This window comes from Sphingomonas sp. BK345, assembly GCF_014193845.1.
GTDB lineage: Bacteria > Pseudomonadota > Alphaproteobacteria > Sphingomonadales > Sphingomonadaceae > Sphingomonas.
In genome coordinates this window covers 273,102-295,388 of record NZ_JACHZX010000005.1, presented here as the reverse complement: position 1 = coordinate 295,388, position 22,287 = coordinate 273,102, and the positions used below count along the sequence as shown (strand labels likewise).

General features: G+C 70.1%; 21 protein-coding genes. 8 read left to right on the top strand and 13 right to left on the bottom strand.

Annotated elements, in window-relative coordinates:
- Positions 1–62: 62 nt before the first annotated feature.
- From kynU to FHY03_RS16590, 3 genes are all read left to right on the top strand, one after another.
- On the top strand, positions 63–1,256 hold the full coding sequence (gene kynU / locus FHY03_RS16600) for a kynureninase (RefSeq protein ID WP_183931720.1): 1,194 nt from the start codon (positions 63–65) through the stop codon (positions 1,254–1,256).
- Positions 1,256–2,068, top strand: a complete 813-nt coding sequence (locus tag FHY03_RS16595) for a tryptophan 2,3-dioxygenase (protein ID WP_183931719.1) — start codon at positions 1,256–1,258, stop codon at positions 2,066–2,068. The genes kynU and FHY03_RS16595 overlap by 1 nt, the downstream gene beginning before the upstream one ends.
- Before the next feature lie 236 nt (positions 2,069–2,304).
- Positions 2,305–4,956, top strand: coding sequence for a M1 family metallopeptidase (locus tag FHY03_RS16590; RefSeq protein ID WP_183931718.1), 2,652 nt, complete (start codon positions 2,305–2,307; stop codon positions 4,954–4,956).
- Between the two features lie 159 nt (positions 4,957–5,115).
- Here FHY03_RS16590 and mmsB read toward each other — a convergent pair whose 3' ends face one another.
- The 6 genes from mmsB to FHY03_RS16560 all read right to left on the bottom strand — a co-directional run bounded on the left by mmsB (position 5,116) and on the right by FHY03_RS16560 (position 11,449).
- Positions 5,116–5,994, bottom strand: coding sequence for a 3-hydroxyisobutyrate dehydrogenase (gene mmsB, locus FHY03_RS16585; protein ID WP_183925094.1), 879 nt, complete (start codon positions 5,992–5,994; stop codon positions 5,116–5,118).
- 189 nt (positions 5,995–6,183) lie between these two features.
- Positions 6,184–6,960 (bottom strand): enoyl-CoA hydratase, encoded by a 777-nt coding sequence (locus FHY03_RS16580; RefSeq protein WP_183925092.1) that lies wholly within the window; start codon positions 6,958–6,960, stop codon positions 6,184–6,186.
- A gap of 11 nt (positions 6,961–6,971) precedes the next feature.
- Positions 6,972–8,015 (bottom strand): enoyl-CoA hydratase/isomerase family protein, encoded by a 1,044-nt coding sequence (locus FHY03_RS16575; protein WP_183931717.1) that lies wholly within the window; start codon positions 8,013–8,015, stop codon positions 6,972–6,974.
- Between the two features lie 182 nt (positions 8,016–8,197).
- Positions 8,198–9,361, bottom strand: a complete 1,164-nt coding sequence (locus FHY03_RS16570) for an acyl-CoA dehydrogenase family protein (protein ID WP_183931716.1) — start codon at positions 9,359–9,361, stop codon at positions 8,198–8,200.
- 14 nt (positions 9,362–9,375) lie between these two features.
- Positions 9,376–9,873, bottom strand: coding sequence for a hypothetical protein (locus FHY03_RS16565; protein WP_183925086.1), 498 nt, complete (start codon positions 9,871–9,873; stop codon positions 9,376–9,378).
- Positions 9,874–9,895: 22 nt separating this feature from the next.
- Complete coding sequence (locus FHY03_RS16560) at positions 9,896–11,449, bottom strand: CoA-acylating methylmalonate-semialdehyde dehydrogenase (protein ID WP_183931715.1); 1,554 nt, start codon at positions 11,447–11,449, stop codon at positions 9,896–9,898.
- Between the two features lie 84 nt (positions 11,450–11,533).
- Here FHY03_RS16560 and FHY03_RS16555 point away from each other — a divergent pair, with 84 nt between their 5' ends.
- The 4 genes from FHY03_RS16555 to FHY03_RS16540 all read left to right on the top strand — a co-directional run bounded on the left by FHY03_RS16555 (position 11,534) and on the right by FHY03_RS16540 (position 14,485).
- Positions 11,534–12,442 (top strand): LysR family transcriptional regulator, encoded by a 909-nt coding sequence (locus FHY03_RS16555; RefSeq protein ID WP_183925254.1) that lies wholly within the window; start codon positions 11,534–11,536, stop codon positions 12,440–12,442.
- Between the two features lie 112 nt (positions 12,443–12,554).
- Entirely contained in the window at positions 12,555–13,229 is a 675-nt protein-coding gene (locus FHY03_RS16550) for a PEPxxWA-CTERM sorting domain-containing protein (RefSeq protein ID WP_260159335.1), read from the top strand.
- Positions 13,226–13,858 carry a L,D-transpeptidase family protein gene (locus FHY03_RS16545; protein WP_260159334.1) on the top strand — a complete coding sequence of 211 codons (633 nt, stop codon included), beginning with the start codon at positions 13,226–13,228 and terminating at the stop codon, positions 13,856–13,858. Before FHY03_RS16550 ends, FHY03_RS16545 begins: the two co-directional genes overlap by 4 nt.
- A gap of 99 nt (positions 13,859–13,957) precedes the next feature.
- Positions 13,958–14,485, top strand: a complete 528-nt coding sequence (locus FHY03_RS16540; RefSeq protein WP_183931714.1) for a CAP domain-containing protein — start codon at positions 13,958–13,960, stop codon at positions 14,483–14,485.
- A gap of 38 nt (positions 14,486–14,523) precedes the next feature.
- On the opposite strand, the gene FHY03_RS16535 is transcribed toward FHY03_RS16540, so the two are convergent.
- From FHY03_RS16535 to FHY03_RS16505, 7 genes are all read right to left on the bottom strand, one after another.
- Complete coding sequence (locus FHY03_RS16535) at positions 14,524–15,282, bottom strand: metallophosphoesterase (RefSeq protein ID WP_183925080.1); 759 nt, start codon at positions 15,280–15,282, stop codon at positions 14,524–14,526.
- Between the two features lie 48 nt (positions 15,283–15,330).
- Positions 15,331–16,269, bottom strand: a complete 939-nt coding sequence (locus tag FHY03_RS16530) for a beta-1,6-N-acetylglucosaminyltransferase (protein WP_183931713.1) — start codon at positions 16,267–16,269, stop codon at positions 15,331–15,333.
- A 144-nt stretch (positions 16,270–16,413) separates the two neighbouring features.
- Positions 16,414–16,923 carry an FxDxF family PEP-CTERM protein gene (locus FHY03_RS16525; protein ID WP_183925076.1) on the bottom strand — a complete coding sequence of 170 codons (510 nt, stop codon included), beginning with the start codon at positions 16,921–16,923 and terminating at the stop codon, positions 16,414–16,416.
- A 357-nt stretch (positions 16,924–17,280) separates the two neighbouring features.
- Positions 17,281–17,832, bottom strand: coding sequence for a hypothetical protein (locus FHY03_RS16520; RefSeq protein WP_183925074.1), 552 nt, complete (start codon positions 17,830–17,832; stop codon positions 17,281–17,283).
- A 4-nt stretch (positions 17,833–17,836) separates the two neighbouring features.
- Positions 17,837–18,622 carry a WecB/TagA/CpsF family glycosyltransferase gene (locus tag FHY03_RS16515; protein WP_183925072.1) on the bottom strand — a complete coding sequence of 262 codons (786 nt, stop codon included), beginning with the start codon at positions 18,620–18,622 and terminating at the stop codon, positions 17,837–17,839.
- The gene (locus FHY03_RS16510) at positions 18,612–20,006 is read right to left on the bottom strand and encodes an undecaprenyl-phosphate glucose phosphotransferase (RefSeq protein WP_311722024.1); all 1,395 of its coding nucleotides are present in this window, start codon (positions 20,004–20,006) and stop codon (positions 18,612–18,614) included. Before FHY03_RS16510 ends, FHY03_RS16515 begins: the two co-directional genes overlap by 11 nt.
- An 88-nt stretch (positions 20,007–20,094) precedes the next feature.
- The gene (locus FHY03_RS16505; RefSeq protein ID WP_183931712.1) at positions 20,095–21,516 is read right to left on the bottom strand and encodes a tetratricopeptide repeat protein; all 1,422 of its coding nucleotides are present in this window, start codon (positions 21,514–21,516) and stop codon (positions 20,095–20,097) included.
- Between the two features lie 167 nt (positions 21,517–21,683).
- Between FHY03_RS16505 and FHY03_RS16500 the strand changes: the two genes are divergently transcribed.
- Entirely contained in the window at positions 21,684–22,286 is a 603-nt protein-coding gene (locus FHY03_RS16500) for a polysaccharide biosynthesis/export family protein (protein WP_260159333.1), read from the top strand.
- Position 22,287 lies beyond the last annotated feature (1 nt).

Here is a 22,287-nt window from a genome sequence, read left to right as displayed (position 1 = left end):
ACCGGAGCGGTGCTGAGCCTGTCGCGATTGGCCCGTCCCTCCCCACGCGCTAAGACGCGGACATGACCGACTTCGCCGCCACCCGCGCGCTGTTCCATCTGCCGCCGGGCGTGATCTACCTCGACGGCAACTCGCTCGGCCCGCTGCCGCGCGCGGCCGAGGCGCGCGCCGCCGCGGTGATCCGCGAGCAATGGGGCGAGCGGCTGATCCGCGGCTGGAACGACTGCGAGTGGATGGCGCTGCCGACGCGCGTCGGCGACCGCATCGCGCGGCTGGTCGGCGCGCCCGCGGGCAGCGTGATCACCGGCGACACGCTCTCGATCAAGCTGTTCCAGGCGCTCGCCGCCTCGCTCGCGCTGCGTCCCGATCGTCGCGTCGTGCTGAGCGACAGCGGCAACTTCCCGAGCGACCTCTACATCGCGCAGTCGCTGCTCGACTCGCTCGGTCAGGGGCATGAACTGCGCATCGTCGCCCCCGAGGAGGTGGCGGACGCCGTCGACGAGGACGTCGCGGTGACGATGCTGACCGAGGTCGACTATCGCACCGGCCGCCTCCACGACATGCGCGCGCTCACCGCCCGCGCCCACGCCGCTGGCGCGATCGCGCTGTGGGACCTGGCGCATTCGGCGGGCGCGCTGCCGGTTAACGTCGCCGGCGCCGACGCCGACTTCGCCGTCGGCTGCACCTACAAATATCTCAACGGCGGCCCCGGCGCCCCCGCCTTCCTCTACCTCGCACCGCGCCACGCCGAGACCGCCCGGCCGATCCTGAGCGGCTGGCTCGGCCATCGCGCGCCGTTCGCGTTCGAGCGCGACTACGCCCCCGCGCCGGGGGTCGAGCGGATGCGCGTCGGCACGCCGCCGGTGATCGCGCTCTCGGTGCTCGACGCCGCCCTCGACGCCTGGGACGGCGTCGACATGGTCGACGTGCGCGCCGCCTCGATCCGCCTGTCGCAGCGCTTCATCGCCGAGGTGGAGGCGCGCTGCCCCCAGCTCGCGCTCGCCTCGCCGCGCGACCCGCACGCGCGCGGCAGCCAGGTCAGTTTCGCGCACCCTCAGGCCTATGCGGTGATGCAGGCGCTGATCGCGCGCGGCGTGATCGGCGACGTGCGCGCGCCCGACCTGCTCCGCTTCGGCTTCACGCCTTTGTACCTTAGTGAGGAGGAGGTGGTGCGCGCGGTCGACACTCTCGCGGCCATCCTGGCCACCGACGCCTGGGACCGCCCCGAGCATCACGCCCGCGCCGCGGTGACGTGATGGGCGAGCATCACGACGCCGAGCTGAACTTCGCCGAGCGCATGGGCTACGGCGATTATCTCGCGCTCGACCGCCTGCTCGACGCGCAGCACCCGCTGAGCGACGCGCACGACGAGCTGCTGTTCATCATCCAGCACCAGACCAGCGAATTGTGGATGAAGCTGGCGGTGCACGAGCTGGAGAGCGCGCGCGACGCGATCCTGGCCGATCGCCTGCCGCAGGCGTTCAAGCTGCTCGCACGGGTGGCGCGGATCCTGGAGCAGCTCAACGGCGCCTGGGACGTGCTGCGCACGATGACGCCGTCCGACTACACCACGTTCCGGAACGCGCTCGGCCAGTCGTCGGGGTTCCAGTCGTGGCAGTACCGCGCGGTGGAATATCTGTGCGGCAACCGCGTCTCGGCGACGCTCGGGCCGCACCGCCACCGCGCCCCGACGCTGACGCGGCTGGAAGCGATCCTCGCCGCGCCGAGCATCTACGACGCCGCGCTGGTCCGCCTCCACGCCGCGGGGCTGCTCGCCGACCCGCTGCGCGACTGGCGCGCGCCGCATGTCGCGGGCGAGGCGGTACTGGCCGCGTGGGAACAGGTGTACCGCGCGCCCGAGACGCACTGGCCGCTCTACGAGCTGGCGGAGAAGCTCGTCGACCTCGAGGATTATTTCCGGCGCTGGCGCTTCAACCACGTCACCACGGTGGAGCGCGTGATCGGGCTCAAGCGCGGCACGGGCGGCACCGCGGGCGTCTCCTACCTGCGCAAGATGCTCGAGGTCGAGCTGTTCCCCGAGCTGTGGCAGGTGCGCACGCGGCTGTAAGGCGTGCCTCGCCACTTCTGCTACCACCCCGGCTCCTCTCCACCCCGGCGAACGCCAGGGGGTCCAGTTGGGGAACGCCGGTGAGACCCACGACCGCCTTCCCGCATGGACGCCGGCGTTCGCCAGGGTGGTAAAAGGAGCGGGCTGAGGAGCAGACCGGGCAAGCGCCGTCGCGGGGGATGTGCTCCGGTCGTTTCCATCCTACGCCGACGGCAATCAAAACGAAGGTCGCGCCTATGAGACTCTCCCTGCTCGCCTCCACCGCCCTCTTCCTCGCCGCGCCCTCGCTGGCGCAGCAGGTCCCCAATCCTATCACTACGGCTCCCGGCCCCGTCCCGCTCGGCCAACTCCCCGGTACCGCACGCCCCACCGCCTATCGCATCGACCTGACCGTCCGCCCCGAGCGGGAGCGCTTCACCGGCCACGCCGAGGTCGACGCCGAGCTCCGGCGTGCCGCTTTCTCGCTCTACCTTCACGGCAACGGCCTCGCCGTCACTACGGCCGTCGCCCGCGTCGACGGCCGCACCGTCACCGCGCGCTACACCCAGGTCGACGCCTCGGGGGTGGCGCGGCTCGATTTCGCGACGCCGCTCCCCGCCGGCCGCGTCACGCTCGCCTTCGACTATGACGCGCCGTTCATGACCGGCGCCGAGGGGCTGTACCGCGCCAAGGTCGGCGATGACTGGTACGCCTGGACGCAGATGGAGCCGATCGACGCGCGGCGCATGTTCCCGGGCTTCGACGAGCCCGGCTTCAAGACGCCCTTCACGCTCAGCGTCACCGCGGCGAGCGGGCAGAAGGTCTTCGCCAACACGCCCGAGATCGCCGCTACGCCCGCCGGCGCGGCGCTGACCCGCCACGTCTTCGCCCTCTCCAAGCCGCTGCCGACCTATCTCGTCGCGATCGCGGTGGGACCGTTCGACGTCGTCCCCGGCGACGCGCCCGCCAATGCGGTGCGCACGACCGCGCTGCCGTATCGCGCGATCGCCACCAAGGGCCAGGCCGAGCGGCTCCGGCTCGCCGCCACCGAGGGGCCGAAGATCCTCGCGCTGCATGAGCAATATTTCAGCATCCCCTATCCGTACGAGAAGCTCGACCAGATCGCCGGCCCGGTGATGAGCGGCGCGATGGAGAATGCCGGTCTTGTCAGCTACAACGACACGTTGCTGCTGCTCGACCCCGACGCGCCCGCGTCGCAGCGGCGCGGCTTCGGTACGGTGGTGGCGCACGAGCTGGCGCACCAATGGTTCGGCGACCTCGTCACGCCGAGATGGTGGACCGACATCTGGCTCAACGAGAGCTTCGCCGAATGGGCCGGCAATCGCGTCGGCGAGATCTGGCAGCCCGGGCTCGGCACCGACGTCGCCCAGCTCGCCGAGGCGTTCGCGGCGATGGACACCGACAGCCGCGCGGTCGGCCGCCCGATCCGCCAGGAGATCACGCGCAACGACCAGATCGCCAGCGCCTTCGATTCGATCACCTATCAGAAGGGCGGTCAGGTGCTGACCATGGTGGAGCGCTATCTCGGCGCGGAGAAGTTCCGCCGCGGCGTGCAGTTCCATCTGAACCGCTTCCGCTACGGCAACGCCGCCGCGGACGACTTCTTCGAGTCGATGGCGACCGGGTCGGGCGATCCCGGCATCGTCCCGGTGTTCCGCAGCTTCGTGACGCAGACCGGCGTGCCGGTGATTCGCATCCGCGCCGACGGTGCCGGGCGGTGGCAGCTAAGCCAGCAGCGCTATCGCCCGATCGGCGTCGCCGCGCAGCCCGCGCCACAGACATGGACGGTGCCGGTGTGCGCGCGCCAGGGCAAGACGCGCAGCTGCACCCTGCTCGGCAGCGCGACCGGCACGCTGGCGCTGCGCGGCAGCGGCTTGGCCGTGCCCAACGCCGACGGGGCGGGATATTGGCGCTACAGCCTCGACGATGCCGGCTGGGCCGGGCTGCTCAAGGGCGCCGACACGCTGCCCGCGCGCGAGGCGATGGCGGTGGCGGACAGCCTGTGGGCCGACTTCCTCGCGGGCAATGCCAGCTTCGCGCGCGTGATCGCGGGGGCGCGCGCCTTCGCCGCGCATCGCGAGCGCAGCGCGACGCTGCAGCTGCCGCAGGCGATCGCCGAGGTCGAGCAGCTCGACCTGTCGCCCGCCGCGACCGCGGGGCTGCGCCGGCTCGCGAGCGAGCTGTCGCTGCCGCGGCTGCGCGCGCTCGGCGCGGTGTCCTTCGCGCCCGGCGCCTATGCCGGCGAGGAGACCGGGCAAGCGCTGCTGCGGCAGAACCTCGTCGACTATGCCGCGCAGACCGCGCGGGATGCGGCGCTCCGTTCGCAGCTCGCCGAGGCGGCCGAGGGCGCGCTGGCGGCGACGCCGCGGGCGATCGACCCGTCCTATCGCGAGCTGGCGTTCGCGGTCGCGGTGGAGGACCGTGGCATGGCCTTCATGAATCGGCTGCGCGACGCGCTGGCGACGAGCGGTGATCCGCTGTTCCGCTCGCACGCGGTTCGCGCGCTGGGCCACGCCACCAGCGCGGCCGAGGTGCCGCGCGCGCTCGAGCTGACGCGCGACCCGGCGCTGCAATCGACCGAGCGGCTGACGCTGATGACGCGGCTCGCCTACCAGCCGCTCGGGCGCGACGCGCTGCTGGCGCTGTTTACGCGCGACTTCGACGGCGCAATCGCGGGGGTGCCCGCGTTCGCGCGCGCGCGTATCCCGACGCTGTTCGGCGGCTATTGCAGCGCGGACAAGGCCGACGCGGTCGAGGCGCTGTTCCGCCCGCGGCTGGCGACCCTTGGCGGCGGCGCGCTGGAGCTGAGCCAGGCGCTCGGCGCGATCCGCCAGTGCGTCGCGCTGCGCGCGGCCAAGCGCGCGGAGGTGGAGGCGGCGCTGCGGTGAGGGGCTCGCCCGGGCAAGCACCGTGTACCACTTCACAAAACGTCACCCCGGACTTGTTCCGGGGTCCACGGCTCCGCGTGCATTACCTCTGTCGAGCGTGCGGCTTAGTGGATCCCGGAACAAGTCCGGGATGACGTTGTCCTTTGTGGATAATGGCCTCTACGCCCCCCGCAGCATCCGGATGATGCCGGAGAAATCCTCCCCCCCATGCCCGCCCTCGCCGAACGCACGGTACAAGTCGCGCGCGTGGCCGCCGAGCGGCAGGGTCGCGCCGCCGTCTGTCGCTGCGGCCATCGCCAACTCCAAGTCCTTGAGCATCAGCGCCCCCGCGAAGCCGCCGCGATAATCGTTGTCCGCGGGCGAGGTCGGGCCGACGCCCGGTACCGGGCAGTAGCTCGTCATCGACCAGCTCTGCGCGGTGGCCTTGCTAGCGATGTCGTAGAACACCTGCGGGTCGAGCCCGAGCCGCTCGGCGAGCACGAACCCCTCGCAGGTCGCGATCATCGTCGCGCCGAGGATCAGGTTGTTGCACAGCTTGGCGGCCTGGCCGGTGCCGCTCGCCCCGGCGTGGATCACCGCCTTGCCCATCAACTCGAGAAACGGCCGCGCGCGCTCGAACGCTTCCGCCGGACCGCCGACCATGAAGGTGAGCGTGCCCGCGGTCGCCGCCGCGATCCCGCCCGACACCGGCGAGTCGACCGCGGCGACCCCGCGCGTGCGCGCCTGCTCGGCGACGGCGCGCGCGGTGGCGACGTCGATCGTTGAGCAGTCGATCAGGGTCGCCGCGGCGTCGACCAGCGGCAGGATCTCGTCATAGACCTGCGCGACGTGGCGCCCCGCGGGCAGCATGGTAAAGACCGCCTCGGCGCCATCGACCGCCGCCGCGGCGCTCTCCGCGGCGAGGCAGCCGGCGCCCTCGGCGCGCGCCAGCGCCTCGGCGGAGAGATCGTAGGCGCGCACGTCATGGCCGTGCTTCGCCAGGTTGGCGGCCATCCCACCGCCCATGTTGCCCAGCCCGATGAACGCGACGCGTGCCATGTTGCCTCTCCTCTTTATCCTTACAGCGCTCGCCCCTCCTTCGTTCGCGCTGAGGAGAGGCTGAGCCCGTCGAAGCCTCGTCTCGAAGCGCTGGCACGACCGCGGCGCCGGATGCTTCGAGACGCCGCTTGGACGAGCTCAGCGACTCCTCAGCACGAACAGAGAGAGATCACACGCCGCGTCACCGCCTCACCGCCCGCTCCACTGCCCGGCGCGCTTCTCCACGAACGCTGCCATCCCCTCTTTCTGGTCGGCGGTGCCGAACAGCGCATGGAACAGCCGGCGCTCGAACTGGACGCCCTGCGCCAGCGTCGTCTCGAACGCGGCATTGACCATCTCCTTGTTCGCGATCGCGGCGAGCGGCGCCATCTCGGCGATCGTCGCGGCGGTGCGCAGCGCCTCGTCGAGCAGCTCGGCGGCGGGCACGACCCGGCTGACCAGCCCGGCGCGCTCGGCCTCCTCGGCGTCGATCATCCGGCCGGTGAGCACCATCTCCATCGCCTTGGCCTTGCCCACCGCGCGTGCCAGCCGCTGCGAGCCGCCCATGCCCGGCGACACGCCGAGCTTGATCTCGGGCTGGCCGAATTTGGCGCTATCCGCCGCGAGGATGACGTCGCACATCATCGCCAGCTCGCAGCCGCCGCCCAGCGCATAGCCCGCCACCGCCGCGATCAGCGGCTTGCGCGTGCGCGTCAGCTGCTCGTAGCCGGCGAAGAAATTGCCCGCGTACATGTCGGCGAAGCCCTGCCCCGCCATCTCCTTGATGTCGGCGCCGGCGGCGAAGGCGCGCTCGCTGCCGGTGAGCACGGCGCAGCGCTGCGCGGCGTCGGCGTCATAGTCGGCGAGCGCGCGCAGCAGCTCAGCGAGCACCTGCGTGTTGAGCGCGTTGAGCGCCTTGGGCCGGTTGAGTGTCAGCAGCGTCACCGCGCCGCGTCGCTCGACCAGGATCGTCTCATAGTCGGCCATCGGTCGGTCCCTCAATCGTGCGGAGTCCAGGCTTCGGCCTCGGGCAGCGGGGCGAAGATCTGGTCGATGACATGGTCGCTGACGCCCTCGGGCGTGGCGGGCTCCCAGCGCGGCGCGTTGTCCTTGTCGACGATCACCGCGCGCACACCCTCGAGGAAGTCGTGTCGCTGCACCACGCGCGTGGCGACCGCATATTCCTGCCGCATCTCATCGGCGAAGTCGGCCATGCGCGCGCCGTCCTTGAGCAGCTTGAGCGAGACCTTCATCGTCTGCGGCGACTTGGTGCGCAGCGTCGCCAGCGTGGCCCGCGCGAACTCGCTGTCGTCCGCCTCCAGCGCGGCGAACACCGCCTCGACCTCGTCGGAGGCGAACAGCCGGTCGATCGCCTCGCGCTGGTCGAGCAGCACGGCATGGCCGGGATCGACATGCGCGGCGTCCAGCAGCGCGCGCAGCTCGCCCGGGCGCGCCGCGATGTCGCGCTTGAGTGCGTCGAGCCGCGCGCTCTCGACATAGTGCGTCGCCAGCCCGAGCGCGTGGCACGCCGCGCCGTCGGCGCGCGCGCCGGTGAGCGCGAGATACTGGCCCATCCGCCCCGGCAGGCGCGAGAGATACCAGCCGCCGCCGACGTCGGGGAAGAGGCCGATGCCGGTCTCGGGCATCGCCAGCTTGGTGTTCTCGGTGGCGACGCGGTAGCGGCAGGGCTGCGACAGGCCGACGCCGCCGCCCATCGTCACCCCGTCCATGAACGCGACCACGTCCTTGGCGTAGGTGAACAGCCGGTGGTTCATGCGATATTCGACGTAGAAGAAGGCGCGCGCGGCGCTGCCGTCACCCGCGCCGCTCTCGGCGAGCAGGCGAATGTCGCCGCCGGCGCAGAAGCCGCGCCCCGGGGCATGATCGATCGAGACGCAGCGGATCGTGTCGTCGCCGCGCCAGCGCTCGAGCGAGTCGAGCACGGCGGCGCACATCTCCGTGGTGAGCGCGTGGAGCGCCTGGGGACGGTTGAGCCGCAGCCGCGCGACGCCGCCCTCCGTCTCGGCGATGAGGTCAGCCACTCAATCCTCCCCGCTTGCGGGGAGGGGAACCATGCGGAGCATGGTGGAGGGGGCTTTCCGCAAGCGCTGCTGGCGGTGGAGCAGGAACCCCGAGCGTCGCGCAGGCGGAAGCCCCCCTCCACCACCAGCCTGCGGCTGGCGGTCCCCCTCCCCGCCTGCGGGGAGGATTTGAGTCGCCCCCCTCATTGCCGGGTCAGCTCGCGGCCGATGATCATGCGCATCACCTGATTGGTCCCCTCCAGGATCGAGTGGACGCGCAGGTCGCGCCAGAACCGCTCGATCGGATAGTCCTTGAGATAGCCGTAGCCGCCGTGGAGCTGCAGCGCGCGGTCGACGATCGACGAGCCGTTGTCGGTCGCCAGCCGCTTCGCCATCGCCGAGAAGCGCGACTTGTCGGGCGCGTCCGCAGTCACCTTGGCGGCGGCGAGATAGAGCAGCGCCCGCGCCGCCTCAAGGTCGGTCGCCATGTCCGCCAGCGTGAACTGCGTGTTCTGGAAGTCGGCAATCGGCTGGCCGAACTGCTGGCGCTCGCGCGCGTAGCGGATCGACTCGTCGAGGCAGCGCTGCGCCCCCCCGAGCGAGCAGGCGCCGATGTTGAGCCGGCCGCCGTCGAGCCCCGCCATCGCGATGCGGAAGCCCTCGCCCTCGGCGCCGACCAGATTGGCGGCGGGCACGCGACAGTCCTCGAAGATCACCTGCGCGGTCGGCGAGGCGTTCCACCCGAGCTTGCGCTCGGGCGCGCCGAAGGACAGGCCGGGCGTGCCCTTCTCGACCACGATCGCGCTGATGCCGCGGGCCTTCTCCTCACCGGTGCGCACCATGCAGACGTACACGTCGTTGTAGCCCGCGCCCGATATGAACTGCTTGGTGCCGTTGAGCACGTAATCGTCACCGTCGCGTCGCGCGCTCGTCTTCAACGCCGCCGCATCCGAGCCCGAGCCGGGCTCGGTCAGGCAATAGCTGCCGATCGTCTCCATCGTGACGAGGCCGGGCAGGAAGCGATCCTTGATCTCGGCCGAGCCGAAGCGGTCGATCATCCAGGCCACCATATTGTGGATCGAGATGAACGCGCTGGTCGCGGGGCAGCCATAGGCCATCGCCTCCATCACCAGTGCCGCCTCAAGCCGGCCGAGCGCGATCCCGCCTGACGCCTCGCTGACGTAGATGGCGCCGAAGCCGAGCTCGCCCGCCGCCTTCCATACGTCGACAGGATAGTGATGCGTCTCGTCCCACTCGGCCGCGTGCGGCGTGATGCGATCGGCGGTGAAGCGGCGCGCGAGTTCCTGGATCTCGCGCTGGTCGCCTGTGAGATCAAACTGGGAGGTGAGGTCGAACTGGTCGGTCATGTCCTGCCTTGCGGTCAGCAGCGCCGATAGCGCTGGACGTTGGGTGCCTCGGTGCGGACGAGGATGGTGCCGCCCTGCTCGAGCGTGAAGCGGTCGCGCCGCTCCCACGACGAGTTGCCCGCGCCGTCGAAGCGGAGGTCCGCCACCACTTCATAGGGCGAGCGCTGTTCGAGCCGCTGCACGCGCGCCTTCGCCTCGTGGAGGCGGATCGTGTCGGCGTCGACGTTGATCCGCCCGGTCGCATTGGTGTTGGCGAGCTGGCAGTCGTCGTAGCTGATGCCCCAGTAACCGAGGAAGTCGGTCGGGAAGGCGCGCGATCGCGCCGCGGTCTCGGCCGGTGCGGCGATCGGCACGCCGGCGCGCGCGGTGGTGGCGACGCCGTTCTGCGCCGCGGCGCGCTCGATCGCGGCCTGGGCGCGCGCCTCGTCCTCGGGCACCTCGTGGCGGTTGTAGTCCGCCGTTTGAGGCGAGCACGCGGCGAGCATCGCCGCCAGCCCCGCCGTCATCGCCATCCGTCCGCTCCACCGCATATCGTCACCCCATCGTCGGGATCACGAACGCGTCCTGCACGCGCGAGGGTCCACCGTCCTCGCTACCGCTAGGGAGCGCGGACCCGTCGGGCCAGCGCTGCGTCACGGTCTTGACCTTGGTCCAGAAGCGCACGCCCTCGGTGCCGTGCTGGTTGACGTCGCCGAACGCGCTACGCTTCCAGCCGCCGAAGCTGTGATAGGCCACGGGCACCGGGATCGGCACGTTGATGCCCACCATGCCGACGTTGACACGCGCGGCGAACTCGCGCGCGGCATGGCCGTTGCGCGTGAAGATCGCGACGCCGTTGCCGTACTGATGCTCGCTCGCCAGGCGCAGCGCTGTCTTGAAGTCGGGCGCGCGGACGATCTGGAGCACCGGCCCGAAGATCTCCTCTTGGTAGGAGCGCATCTGTGGCGTGACCCGGTCGAGCAGGGTCGGACCGACAAAGAAGCCGTTCTCATGCCCCTGGAGCGTGAAGCCGCGGCCATCGACGACCAGCTCCGCGCCTTCCTCGACCGCGGTGCCGATCCATTGCTCGACGCGCTGCTTGTGCGCGGCGTTGACCACCGGGCCGTAATGCGCCTCGGCATCTGTCGAGACCCCGACGCGCAGGCCGCGGATCGCGGGGATCAGCTTGTCGCGCAGGCGCTCCGCGGTCTGCTCGCCGATCGGCACCACCACGGGCAGCGCCATGCAGCGCTCACCCGCCGAACCGAAGGCGGCGCCGGCGAGATCGGCGACGACCTGGTCGAGGTCGGCGTCGGGCATGACGATGCCGTGGTTCTTGGCGCCGCCCATCGCCTGGACGCGCTTCCCTGCGTCCACGCCGCGGCGGTAGACGTAATGCGCGATGTCGGACGAGCCGACGAAGCTCACCGCCGAGATCGCGGGATGGTCGAGGATCGCGTCGACCATCTCCTTGTCGCCGTGAACGACCTGGAGGATGCCCTCCGGCGCGCCCGCCTCGAGCATCAGCTCGGCGAGCCGCACCGGCACGCTCGGGTCGCGCTCGGACGGTTTGAGCAGGAAAGCATTGCCGCAGGCGATGGCGACGCCGAACATCCACATCGGGATCATCGCCGGGAAATTGAACGGGGTGATGCCCGCGCCGATGCCGAGCGGCTGGCGCATCGAGTAAACGTCGATCCCAGGGCCGGCGCCGTGTGTATACTCGCCCTTGAGCAGGTGGGGGATGCCGCAGGCGAACTCGATCACTTCCAGCCCGCGCTGGATGTCGCCTTTGGAGTCAGCGATCACCTTGCCGTGCTCGGACGAGAGCAGCCGTGCCAGCGGCTCCATCTCGCGCTCGACCAGCTCCTTGAAGCGGAACATCACGCGCGCGCGGCGCTGCGGGTTGGTCGCGGACCAGCCGGGCTGCGCCGCCTGCGCCGCCGCTACCGCGCGGTCGAGGTCGGCGGCGGTGCCGAGCGTCACGCGCGCCTGCACCTGCCCGGTATTGGGGTCGTAGACGTCCCCGCCGCGCGCGCCTTCCCTCGCAGCGCCACCGCCGCCCGCGGACGCTGCCGCACCGGCGATGTGATGGTCGATGGTGCGCATCGCCTCTCCTCTATCTCTTCCCTCCGGTGTGCGACCCGGCGCGGTTGCAGGCAAGCGGCAATTATGCAACCTCGGCCTGCGTTGATGCAGCCGATCGCCTGGAACGACCTGCAGGATTTCCTCGCGGTGGCGCGCACCGGTCAGATCGCGCGCGCCGCCGCGCTGCTCGGCGTCGACGCTACCACCGTCGGTCGGCGACTGCGCCGGCTCGAGGCGCGGCTGGGCCGGACCCTGTTCGAGCAGACCCGCGAGGGGCAGGTGCTCACCGAGGCGGGCGAGTCGCTGCTCGCGCAGGTCGAGCAGATGGCGAGCGCGGCGGAGCGTATCGGCGAGGGCGCCGATCCGCCCGGCGCGCTCACCGGCACGCTGCGGGTGAGCGTGTCCGAGGGTTTTGGCATCTGGCTGGTGGCGCAGCACCTCGACTCGTTCGCGGCGGCGCATCCGGCGCTGACGATCGATCTGGTGGCGAACTCCGGCTTTCTCAGCCCATCGCGGCGCGAGGCCGACGTCGCCGTGTTGCTGGCGCGGCCGCGCCACGGACCGGTCGTGGCAAGCAAGCTGTCCGACTATGCGCTGCACCTCTATGCGGCGCGTTCGCTGGTGGAGCGTGACGGCGTGCCGACCTTGGCGACGCTGGGAAAGCGCCATCGGCTGGTCGGCTACATCCCCGATCTGTTGTACGCGCCCGAGCTGCGATACCTGCACGAGATCGATTCGGCGCTCGCGCCGACGCTGCGCAGTTCGAGCATCAACGCACAGGCCCGGCTCATCGCGGCGGGTGCCGGTGTGGGGGTTTTGCCACACTTCATCGGCGGCAACGATGAATCGCTGCTGCGGGTGATCCCTGATGTGGCGATCACGCGCGGCTTCTGGCTGGTCACACACCGTGACACACGACAGTTGCGGCGGGTCCGCGCGTTCCGTCATTGGTTAACACAATTGATCGATCAGCAGCGTGATCGACTGCTGCCGACGTGCAACACTGTCCCATGATAAACTGTTAATACCGGACATTTTTCTGGACTCACGCGGCTGTCTACGTAGAGAGGGAGCATCGCGCTTCCTTGACCGTTGGTCGGTTCGGAAACAGGGATAGGTCTGATCGATGATTAGCTGGCGTCGCCCGCTCACCCTGATGTGGCACCTCACGATCGCGCGCGTCGCGGTCGGCGGGCTGGTCGGCGTGGCCGCGGTCGGCAGCTATGGCGCTCTGGGCGGCACGATCGGCGGGCTCGGCATCGCCGAGGCCTCGGCCAAGGTCGCGCGCCTGGTCGACCTGCCCGATCCTGCTGCGATCCTCGGCGCGCGCTCACCCGGCGGCCGCGATGCGGGCGCGATGTTCACCACCAAACCCGCCAAGCAGCGGCTGGCGTCGGGTCCGCGCGTGCCGGTGCCGGGTGCGCCGCGCGAGCGCGTGCTGAGCAACGTGCGCGAGCGGCCGAGCATCGGCTGGGCGCCCCCCTATGTCGAGCTGCCCGCGACGCCGCTCGCGTTCGGGCCGGGCGTGCCGGTGGGTGACGTGCCGCTCACCCCGGCCGTGCTCGGGCCGCTGCCGCCGGGCGGCGGCTTCACCCCGACGACGCCGTTCATACCGGGCGGTGGCACCGGCGGTGGGGGTGGCGGCGGTGGGGGCGGCGGCGGTGGCGACGATGTCGTGCCACCCCCTGCAGTGCCTGAGCCCGCCACCTGGGCGACGATGATTCTCGGCTTCCTGATGGTCGGCGGCGCGTTGCGCCGCGTCGCGCGCCGCCGCGCGGCGGAGGCCGACGCGGCCGCATGAGCCGGCTCGCCGGCGTGGCGGTCGCGCTCGCCGCGGCCGGCGTCGGCGCGCTCGGCATGGCGTGGTGGAGCCGGCCGGCGACGTCACCCTCGTCTTCGCCCAGCGCGCGCCCGGCCGTGCCAGCGACCACGATCGGCAGCTATGGTACGCGGGTGAGCTACCCGGCCGGGCGCGAGCCGTCGCTTCCCGCACCCGACGGCACGCCGCTGCTCGTGCACAGCCTGCTCCGCGTCGACCGCCCGATGCATTTCGGCGACTATGTCTGGAACGAGAGCGGCGTTCCCGCCGGAGGCGACACGCGCATCCGCGTCGATCTGTCGCGCCAGCTCATGTCGGTGTTCCGCGGCGGGCACGAGATCGGCACCGCGGTGATCCTCTACGGCACCGATCACAAACCGACGCCGACGGGCACCTTCCCGATCCTCGCGCGCGCGCGACTGCACCAGTCGACGCTCTACGACGCCGAGATGCCCTACATGCTGCGGCTCACGAATGACGGGGTCGCGATCCACGCCAGCGCGGTGCGGCGCGGCTATGCCACGCACGGCTGCGTCGGCATCCCCGAGGATTTCGCGCGCCGCGTGTTCACCGCCAGCGCGCGCGGCGACCTGGTCACGATCACCGCGTAAACATAGCTTACCCGCCGCTAACCGTGTTTGGCGACCGGTTGGCAAGTGGCCGGCCGGTACATCGCCCTCCTGGATCGAGCATCAGGAAGGGTTCCGGACATGCCGCGCGCCCACGCGCCCCGCCGGCTCATCGCCGCCGTCGCCACCCTGCTGGCCGCCCCGCTGCTGAGCGGCGCGGCGAGCTTCTCGCAAACGTTCGACGCCCGCGTGCTCGCGGCGCACAATCACGAGCGTGCCTCGGTCGGCCTCGCCCCGCTGCGGTGGAACCGCGAGCTGGTCCAGTCGGCGCAGCGCTGGGCCGAGTATCTCGCCAGCACCGGCCGCTTCGAGCACGCGCCCGAGCGCCATTATGATCCCGAGGGCGAGAACCTCTGGGCCGGCACACGCGGCTATTTCACGCCCGAGGCGATGGTCAACGGCTGGATCCGCGAGAAGCGCTACTTCCGCCCCGGCGTGTTCCCGTACAACAGCGTGACCGGCCGCGTCGACGATGTCGGCCACTACACCCAGCTGATGTGGCGCGACACCGACGAGGTCGGCTGCGCGGTGGCGCGCGGCGGCGAGGAAGACGTGCTGGTGTGTCGCTACAAGAACGCGGGCAATTACCTGGGTGAACGACCCTTCTGAGGCGCTGAAGGGGATCGCTATCGAGCGGCCGCCTCCCCTCACCCGAGCCGGCTGGTGAGCACCCAGCGGCGGTCCGCCTCCAGCCCCAGCACCGACAGTCGGTCCGAGGCATAGGCTCCCGTGTCCACGCCGATGCGGTTGCGGCGGACGTCCACCTTGTCGCTGACGGTGTGGCCGTGCACCACCATCACGCCGTGATCCACGCGGCTGTCGAGGAAATCGCGCCGGATCCAACGCAGATCGCGCTCGCTCTGCTCCTCGAGCGGCACGCGCGGGCGGATGCCGGCATGGACGAAGACATAGTCGCCGAGCCGCACCATCGGCACCATCCGCCGCAGGAAACCGACGTGCAGCGACGGGATCGAGTCGCGCATCGCGCGGCGGAACGCCTCGGGGTCACGCAGGTGCAGTGCCGGGTCGACGCCGTAGCTCACCAGCGTTTCCACCCCGCCGACCGCGAGCCAGTCGTCGAGCCGTTCCCATGCGCCGTCGAGAATGTCGAGCAGCACCTGCTCGTGGTTGCCGCGGATGAAGTGGCGCTGACCGAAAGCGGCACGCCCGCTCGCGAGCATGCTCACCACCGAGGCGGAGGCCGGGCCGCGGTCGATCAGGTCGCCGAGGAAGACGACGTGGACCTCGGGATAGCCACCGCGCGAGTCGCTGTCCGCGCGGATCCAGTCGAGCATCGGCGCGAGCAGGTCGGCGCGGCCGTGGACGTCGCCGACGGCATAGGCACGCACGCCCTCGGGCAGGCAGTAGCGCCGCTCGCGGTCACGGCCCAGCCAACGCCCGATCATCACCGCATCGCTGCCTCTCACATGTTCCGTCGTGCCCCGGCGGCGCGGTCAGTCGCCGTCGAACAGCAGCGCATCGATCCGGTCAAGCACGGGATCGTCATAGTCGAACTTGCGGGCGAAATGAGCGTTCGACGCCATGATCGCGGGCAGGTTCGCGACGCCGAGCTGCTGCGGATGCGCCCCGCCGCCGTTCCACTGCGCGTAGCGGCGATTGTCACGGTCGAGCGTCAGCCCGGGCTCGTTGCACAGCACCGTCTGGTAATAGCATTCCTCCGGGATGGCGCGGCGATGGAGGTGGCGCTGAAGGCGGAGGTGGCGCCGGCTCGGCGTCAGCAGCAGCCGCGCCGCGCGGCGGTCGGCGGTGATCCAGTGGTCGCCGTAGAAGCATGGGAAATCGCGCGAGAACGGCGCGAAAGGCGAGGCGAACGGTAGATGCCAGGTGAACCGCCCCGGCCGGACGCGCCGGCCGCCGTCGTTGAAGCGCAGCATCGGGAACCACAGCTCGGCGCCCTGATAGTGGCTCCACTTGAGCCGGCGGTTGCCGTCCGACTCGAATTGGTCGAGCTCCGGGTTGCGCGGCCCGAACCGCTCTAGCGCGCTCCGCGATGTGTCGCCGACCTGGCGATAGTCGATCAGCGCGTCGGCCGCCGTCGCGGCCAGCTCGGCACGGACCGTCTCGGCGCGCTTGATCGGGTAATCGGCGCCGCTGAGCAGCACGAACCAGTCGGGGTCAGCGTCGCGGTACAGCAGCTCGAGCGCGGCGAGAAAGGCGCGCACCACCGACCATTTCGCCCAACCGGTGCGGATGCTCGGTGAGACGAAGCGGACGTTGTCGGGAAAAGGCGCGGTATCGATCGGGCACTGCGCCATGTCGTGATGGCATGCGATCGGCGGGTCGCCATAAAGCCGATTGAGCGTGCGCACCAACCGCAGCAGCTGGCGCGGTTCGCGATGCGACAGGATCACGAAACCGATCTGCGGACTCATCCTTCACCCTCTCCCCGCGGCGAGCCCCTGCCCTGCGCCGAAGCCAAGGATGAGGCAACGCGAAAACGGCGGCCGCCCGCTGGGGCGACCGCCGCTTGCTTGATCGCATCATCGGATCGGCGGGACTAAGCGCCCCGCGTCGGATCAGATCGCCTGCGAGAAGCGCACCGCCGGACGACGGCGCATCGAGTAACCGACCACGCCGAAGCCGAGGATCATCAGCGCCCAGGTCGCGGGCTCCGGCACCGCGGCGAAGGTCACGTTGGCGGTGTAGCTGCCGCCACCCTGCGAGGTGCCGTTGATGATCAGCTTCTGCGGGTTGTCGATCGTCAGCTGGCCGCCGTCGGCCGAGCGGAGCACGTAGGAGTCGGTGCCGAGCTGCTGCATGATCAGCGCGGTGCCGTTGAGCGTGCCCGAGAGCAGCTGGATCGCGCCGGTGATCGACAGCGAGATCACGCTCGCGCCCACCTTGCCGACCGACGGCACGTTGAACGTATAGGTGTCGGTGAAGCCGCCCGGGGTCTTCGAGACGAAGCCGGTGGTGGCCGAATAGGTGCCGTCGGCGGACTGCTCGAGCGCCAGCTCGGTCGCCATGGCGGGAGTCGCGGCGCTGAACGCGGCGGCGACGAGTGCGGATGCAACAAACTTCTTCATGCGGATAACTCCCTTAGATCCCTGAAAACACCACGACCCGGACGGTTGAATGACGAGGCTGGTTCACCACCCGATGACCGGGCTGATACTGATTTACGGAAACTAAACCATCGCCGATTTGAGGCACTGCGGACTGTTTCGGGACACGTCCTCAGTGTAACAAATTGGCAGCATGGGAAGAGCCGCCTCATGTCGTCCTGCACACTTAAGAGCGCAGGACGTGGCGCACCGCAATGCTCGGCGTTTCCTGGATCGGGACGAGCAGATCACTTCTTGATATGGCCGGATCGTGACCGATCCGCTTCGGTGGAATGCATCCGCCGCAACAGGGGCGAGCACTCGACTTGATGTTTATAGTTAACGGCCGGCTTGCGGTCGCCGAAGGACGAGTAGCGCCCCCGCCGCGGCGATGACAATCCCGCCCAATTCAAGTACCCAATTGAGACGGATGCAGAAGAAGGTGCGGCTGAGCGCCCAGTCGACGTGGTGGAACGACGAAGCGCGCACCAGGATGAAGCAATAGAGAAAGACGAGACCCGCCAGCGTGATGTTTCGGGCACGCGGCTGGTGCCGCATGACATATGGCAGTGCAGCAAAAAACGCCGCGCCGATCGCCGCGATGACGAAGATGAACAGCGCCTGGAACTCGCGTCGCTGCTCGTACCAGCCATGCGCTTTGGCCCGGTCACGCAGAACTTGCGTGAAGAGCGATTGCAGATCGAGCTGTTTGTTGATCCCGAGCAAGACGAGCAGCACGGTCACCGCCAGCCAGTAGCGCCGCGGCCGCGGCCCGGCCGGTTCGCGCCGCTGCGCCGCGGCGCACAGCAGCGCGGCGATGAAATAGGTCAGGACGGTGATCCAGCCGATTGCGGTCGGGTCGCCGATGCCCGGATGCCAGCGATCGTCCACGCGCTCAGTCCGGGGCGAACGAGCCGCGCCCGGCGCGCCACGATCGCGCCAGGCGGAAGATGCGCGGCCCCTCGACCAGATAGCGCCGCCACAGCCGCCGCGGCTGCGAGGCGAGCCGGTGCGCCCATTCGAGTCCGAGTCGCTGCACCAGCCGCGGGGCGCGGCGTTGACGCCCGACGATGAAGTCGAGCGACGCGCCGACGCACAGCGCCACGCCGTGCGCACCGGGCAGTGCCGCGATCCGCGCGGCGACGATCTCCTGCTGCGGCGAACCGACTGCGAGCAGGAGGAAGCGCGCGCGCGAGTCGCGCCCGAACGCCGCCGCTGCCGCCAGCGCCGCCGGGTCGCGCAACAGCCCCATCGGCGGCACGTGCTGGACGATGTCGAGGCCCGGATACTTCTGCCGCAGCGCCTCGAGCAGCGTCGGATCACCGCCGATGATCGCGACCCGATCGCCGGGCTGTGCCACCTCGTCGAACAGCCGTACCGTCAGATCGCTCCCCGGCGCGACCGGCAGCGTCACGCCGCACCAGCGCGCCAGTCGGGCGAGCACGCGGCTGTCGCACAGGGTGAGCGCCGCGCCCTCATATGCATGCCACAGCGCCAGCCCGGTGGGTTCGTCGCGCCCCGCGGCGTCGAGCCGGACGATATGGTCGACGTTGGGCGTCACCACATAAGCGAACGAAGCCGCCGCGCTCGCCTCCCGCAGCCAGGCGACCGCCGCGTCGGTGTCGAGCGGGTCGAAGCGCAGCCCGAGAAAGCCGCGCGCCGCGTCGGGCTCAGTACGCATTCTTGTCGAACAGGATGTTGGCGACGGTCTGGACGATGATCTTGAGATCGAGCGTGAGCGACCAGTGATCGATATAATAGCGGTCCAGTTCGACGCGGCGCTTGGCGCGCTCGATCGTCTGGATCTCGCCGCGCAACCCGCGCACCTGCGCCAGCCCGGTGATCCCCGGCTTGACGCGGTGGCGCGCGGCATAGCCCTTCACCGCGTCGAAATAATAATGGTCGCCCACCTTCATGTGCGTGGCGTGCGGACGGGGGCCGACGATCGACATCTCGCCGCGCAGCACGTTCCAGATCTGCGGCAGCTCGTCGATGCTGAGCTTGCGGATCAGCCGCCCGACGGGTGTGATTCGCGGGTCGCCCTTGCGCGTCCGCTCGGCGCCCGACACGTCCTGCCGGTCGACGTACATCGAGCGGAACTTGTAGACCATGATCTCGCGGTTGTTGAAGCCGAAGCGGGGCTGCTTGAACAACACCGGCCCGCGACTGGTGGCCTTGATCGCCAGCGCGGTGACCAGCAGCAGCGGTGACAGGAACACCAGCGCCACCGCGGCGATGAAGAGGTCCTCGGCGTCTTTCAGCAAGGTGTCGCCGTCGCGCATCGGGCGCTGCCACAAGGTCAGTACCGGGATCGCACCGACGAAATTCACCCGATAGTCCGGCGCCAGCGCGATCGCCTCGCGCGGGATCAGGGAGATGTCGATCGCGACCTCGCTGAGCTTGTCGAGGATCAGGTCGAGCCGGTCACGCGTGAGGTCAGCCAGCGCGATCAGCACCTGGTCCACCTCGCCGTCGCGCGCCATCGCCAGCAGCTCGGAGAAGCCGCCGATGAAGGGCAGATCCCCTACCGTCTCGTCGCGCGAGCGTCGCGCGTAATCGTCCGCCACGCCGACCAGCAGCAGCTGCGGCAGCGCCTGGAGATCGAGCATGCGGCAGGTCCGCTCGACGATCTCGGTGTCGGCGCCGTACAGCACCACGCGCTGGCGAATGCGCCCGCCGACCGCGAGCCGGTGCAGCAGCGCGCGTAGCACGAAGCGACTGACCAGCAGCGAGCCGACGCAGGAGCCGACGTACCAGAGCGTCAGCCCGCGCGAGAATTCATCAACCAGACCGAACTGCCACACGATCGCGCTGCTCAGCAGTGCGGCGAAGACATAGTCGAGCGCCACCGCGGCGTCGCTCGAGCGCAGCATCGCGAGCGACTGGCTGTACACGCCGCGCGACTGCCGGATCAGGAAGAACGCCACCCCGGCGATGAACGCCGCCGCCGTGTGGACGCCGGGCACCACCGCCAAGCCGACGGAGAATTCATACAGCAGCAACGCCGCCGGCATGCTGAACAGCAGGCAGAGCAGATCGACGACGAAGATCAGCGACGGAATCACGTTGGACGTGAACCGCCTTACCCTGGTGGGCCGCACTACCGTCGCCACTCGCTCACGCCTCGCCGTTCCCTTCCCGCGCGAGAATATCTCACCACTGCAACCGTGCTAGTCGCTGCTGCTCTACAAATTGTTGACCCAATCCGTCGAGTTCGTCGCTGCGCCCCGTCGCGACCAGAAAATCTCGCAGCTCACCATAGAGCAGCGGATCGGCGGGAATGTCCTGCAAGCCGCCACGCAACGCGTTCTCGGCGAGCTGCGGCTGCCCCGCCTGGCGGTAGGCGCGGGCGAGTCGCACCCGATCGTCGGGCGCGCGAGTCTTCTCCGCCACCAGCTTCTGCGCGTCGAACACCGCCTGCCGCCCGCGCCCGGTGCGCAGGTACAGATCGGCGCGCGCGCGCAGCGCGACCACGTTGCTCTGATCGAAGGCGAGCACCTGGTTGAGCAGCGACTCGGCCTCGCTGTCACGTCCCCGAGTCGCGCGGATCTGCGCCAGCAAGGCCAGCACCGACGCGTTGGCGGCGGTCACCGGCGGCTTCGCCAGCGGCGCCACCAGCGACTCGGCGGTGTCGGCCGCGCCGGTCAGCATCAGGAAATAGGCGTAGCGCAGCCGGTCGCGCGGCGTCGCCGCCGCGGCCAGCGTGCGCACGGTCGGCACGCTCCAATCGCGCGGCTCGTAGCGGCGCCACAGCGCGAGCACGTCGACCAGTGAGTCGCCATAGTCGCCGCCGCGGACCAGCCGCTCGGTCAGCGCCCGCGCCCGGTCGTGCTGACCCAGCGCGTAGAGCGTCTCGGCATAGGCGACGCGCCCCGCCGCATCGTGCGGGCGCAGCGCGACGAGCTTCTCGCGCGCCGCGGCGAGCGACGGCAGCCGATTGAAGCGCCGCGCCACCGTCACCATCGTGTCGAGCGCGGCACCGTCGCGGGGATGCGCGGCGGTGAAAGCGGTCAGCAGCTTCAGCGATGCGTCGGGATCGCCGCTCGAGGCCAGCGCGCGCGCCTTCAGGATGGTGGCGTTCGAGTCCTCGGGGCGGCTGGCGAGCACCGTGTCGGCGCGCTTGAGCGCGGAGTCGAAATCGCGGTCGTGCAACGCGACGAAGCCGAGCGTGGCCTGCGGCGCCGGGTCGCTCGGCAGCAGCAGCAACACCTGATTGGCGTAGCGCCGCGCGTCCTCCACCCGCCCGCTCAGCGCGGCGAGGTCGGCGAGCGTCTGGATCACGTTGGCGTTGGAGCGATCGAGCTCGTTGGAGCGGACGAACGCGGCGAAGGCACCGGCATAGTCGCCCAAGGTCAGCTGCACGCGACCGAGCGCCGCCCAATATTGCGGGTTCGAATCATCGATCGCGACCGCGCGCTGCATCGCCAGCCGGGCGGTCCAGGGATCGTTTCCCGCCAGCGCCGCCTCGTACATGCCGGCATAGCGCGCGGCGCGTTCCTCCGGCGCGCGGCAGGCGGCCAGGGTGATCAGCGTTAACAACAGCGCCGCGCGGCTCGACCGCTTCGTTCGACGCACCAGAATGCTGCACATACTCAACAATCTCGTGCGTACATGGAAAGGAAAATGCGGTAAGGCGGCTGACGCTGCGCCCGTTACTCGATATGGGACGAGCGATCAAATAAACTCGTGGCGCGCGCCGATCGATTTGTGGATCAGGCCTTAGTAGTTAGGGGGTCAAGGGAATGGTGAATAAGCTACTGTCCGGGGCAGTGATGGCCTTGGCGCTGATCGGGGCCGTGCCCGCGACGGCGCAGTCGGGCACCGGCGGCTCGGCCGCGGCGCTCGCGGCCTATCGCATCAACCCGGGCGACGAGCTCGACATCTTCGTGTGGGGCGAGGAGCGTCTCCAGCGCACCGTCCGAGTCCTGCCCGACGGCACCTTCTCCTTCCCGCTCGTCGGCAAGGTCGACGCGCTCAACGCGCTGCCCAGCGAGATCGAGGCGCGCATCACCAAGGGGCTGGAGGGCCAGTATCGCACCGCCGTGCCGCAGGTGACCGTCTCGGTGAAGACGCCGCAGGGCATGCAATTCTCGGTGCTGGGCAAGGTCCGCTCGCCGGGCTCCTTCAACCCCGGCCGCTACGTCAACGTGCTCGAGGCGCTCAGCTTCGCCGGCGGCCCGACCGAGTTCGCGTCGCTCGGCAACGTCGTGATCCTGCGCAAGACGCCGACGGGCGCACAGGCGGTGCGCGTGCGGCTCAGCGACCTGATGCGCGGCTCGACCGACAATCTGTCGAACGAGTCGCTGCCGCTGGTGCGCGGCGGTGACACGGTGATCGTCCCGTGAG

Coding starts and splice junctions, on each gene's coding strand:
- FHY03_RS16595 (WP_183931719.1), top strand. CDS start 1,256: ATGGGCGAGCATCACGACGCCGAGCTGAACTTCGCCGAGCGCATGGGC.
- FHY03_RS16525 (WP_183925076.1), bottom strand. CDS start 16,923: ATGAAGAAGTTTGTTGCATCCGCACTCGTCGCCGCCGCGTTCAGCGCC.
- FHY03_RS16500 (WP_260159333.1), top strand. CDS start 21,684: ATGGTGAATAAGCTACTGTCCGGGGCAGTGATGGCCTTGGCGCTGATC.
- FHY03_RS16530 (WP_183931713.1), bottom strand. CDS start 16,269: ATGAGTCCGCAGATCGGTTTCGTGATCCTGTCGCATCGCGAACCGCGC.
- kynU (WP_183931720.1), top strand. CDS start 63: ATGACCGACTTCGCCGCCACCCGCGCGCTGTTCCATCTGCCGCCGGGC.
- FHY03_RS16515 (WP_183925072.1), bottom strand. CDS start 18,622: ATGCGTACTGAGCCCGACGCGGCGCGCGGCTTTCTCGGGCTGCGCTTC.
- FHY03_RS16555 (WP_183925254.1), top strand. CDS start 11,534: ATGCAGCCGATCGCCTGGAACGACCTGCAGGATTTCCTCGCGGTGGCG.
- FHY03_RS16565 (WP_183925086.1), bottom strand. CDS start 9,873: ATGGCGATGACGGCGGGGCTGGCGGCGATGCTCGCCGCGTGCTCGCCT.
- FHY03_RS16590 (WP_183931718.1), top strand. CDS start 2,305: ATGAGACTCTCCCTGCTCGCCTCCACCGCCCTCTTCCTCGCCGCGCCC.
- FHY03_RS16545 (WP_260159334.1), top strand. CDS start 13,226: ATGAGCCGGCTCGCCGGCGTGGCGGTCGCGCTCGCCGCGGCCGGCGTC.
- FHY03_RS16570 (WP_183931716.1), bottom strand. CDS start 9,361: ATGACCGACCAGTTCGACCTCACCTCCCAGTTTGATCTCACAGGCGAC.
- FHY03_RS16550 (WP_260159335.1), top strand. CDS start 12,555: ATGATTAGCTGGCGTCGCCCGCTCACCCTGATGTGGCACCTCACGATC.
- FHY03_RS16560 (WP_183931715.1), bottom strand. CDS start 11,449: ATGCGCACCATCGACCATCACATCGCCGGTGCGGCAGCGTCCGCGGGC.
- mmsB (WP_183925094.1), bottom strand. CDS start 5,994: ATGGCACGCGTCGCGTTCATCGGGCTGGGCAACATGGGCGGTGGGATG.
- FHY03_RS16580 (WP_183925092.1), bottom strand. CDS start 6,960: ATGGCCGACTATGAGACGATCCTGGTCGAGCGACGCGGCGCGGTGACG.
- FHY03_RS16535 (WP_183925080.1), bottom strand. CDS start 15,282: ATGATCGGGCGTTGGCTGGGCCGTGACCGCGAGCGGCGCTACTGCCTG.
- FHY03_RS16540 (WP_183931714.1), top strand. CDS start 13,958: ATGCCGCGCGCCCACGCGCCCCGCCGGCTCATCGCCGCCGTCGCCACC.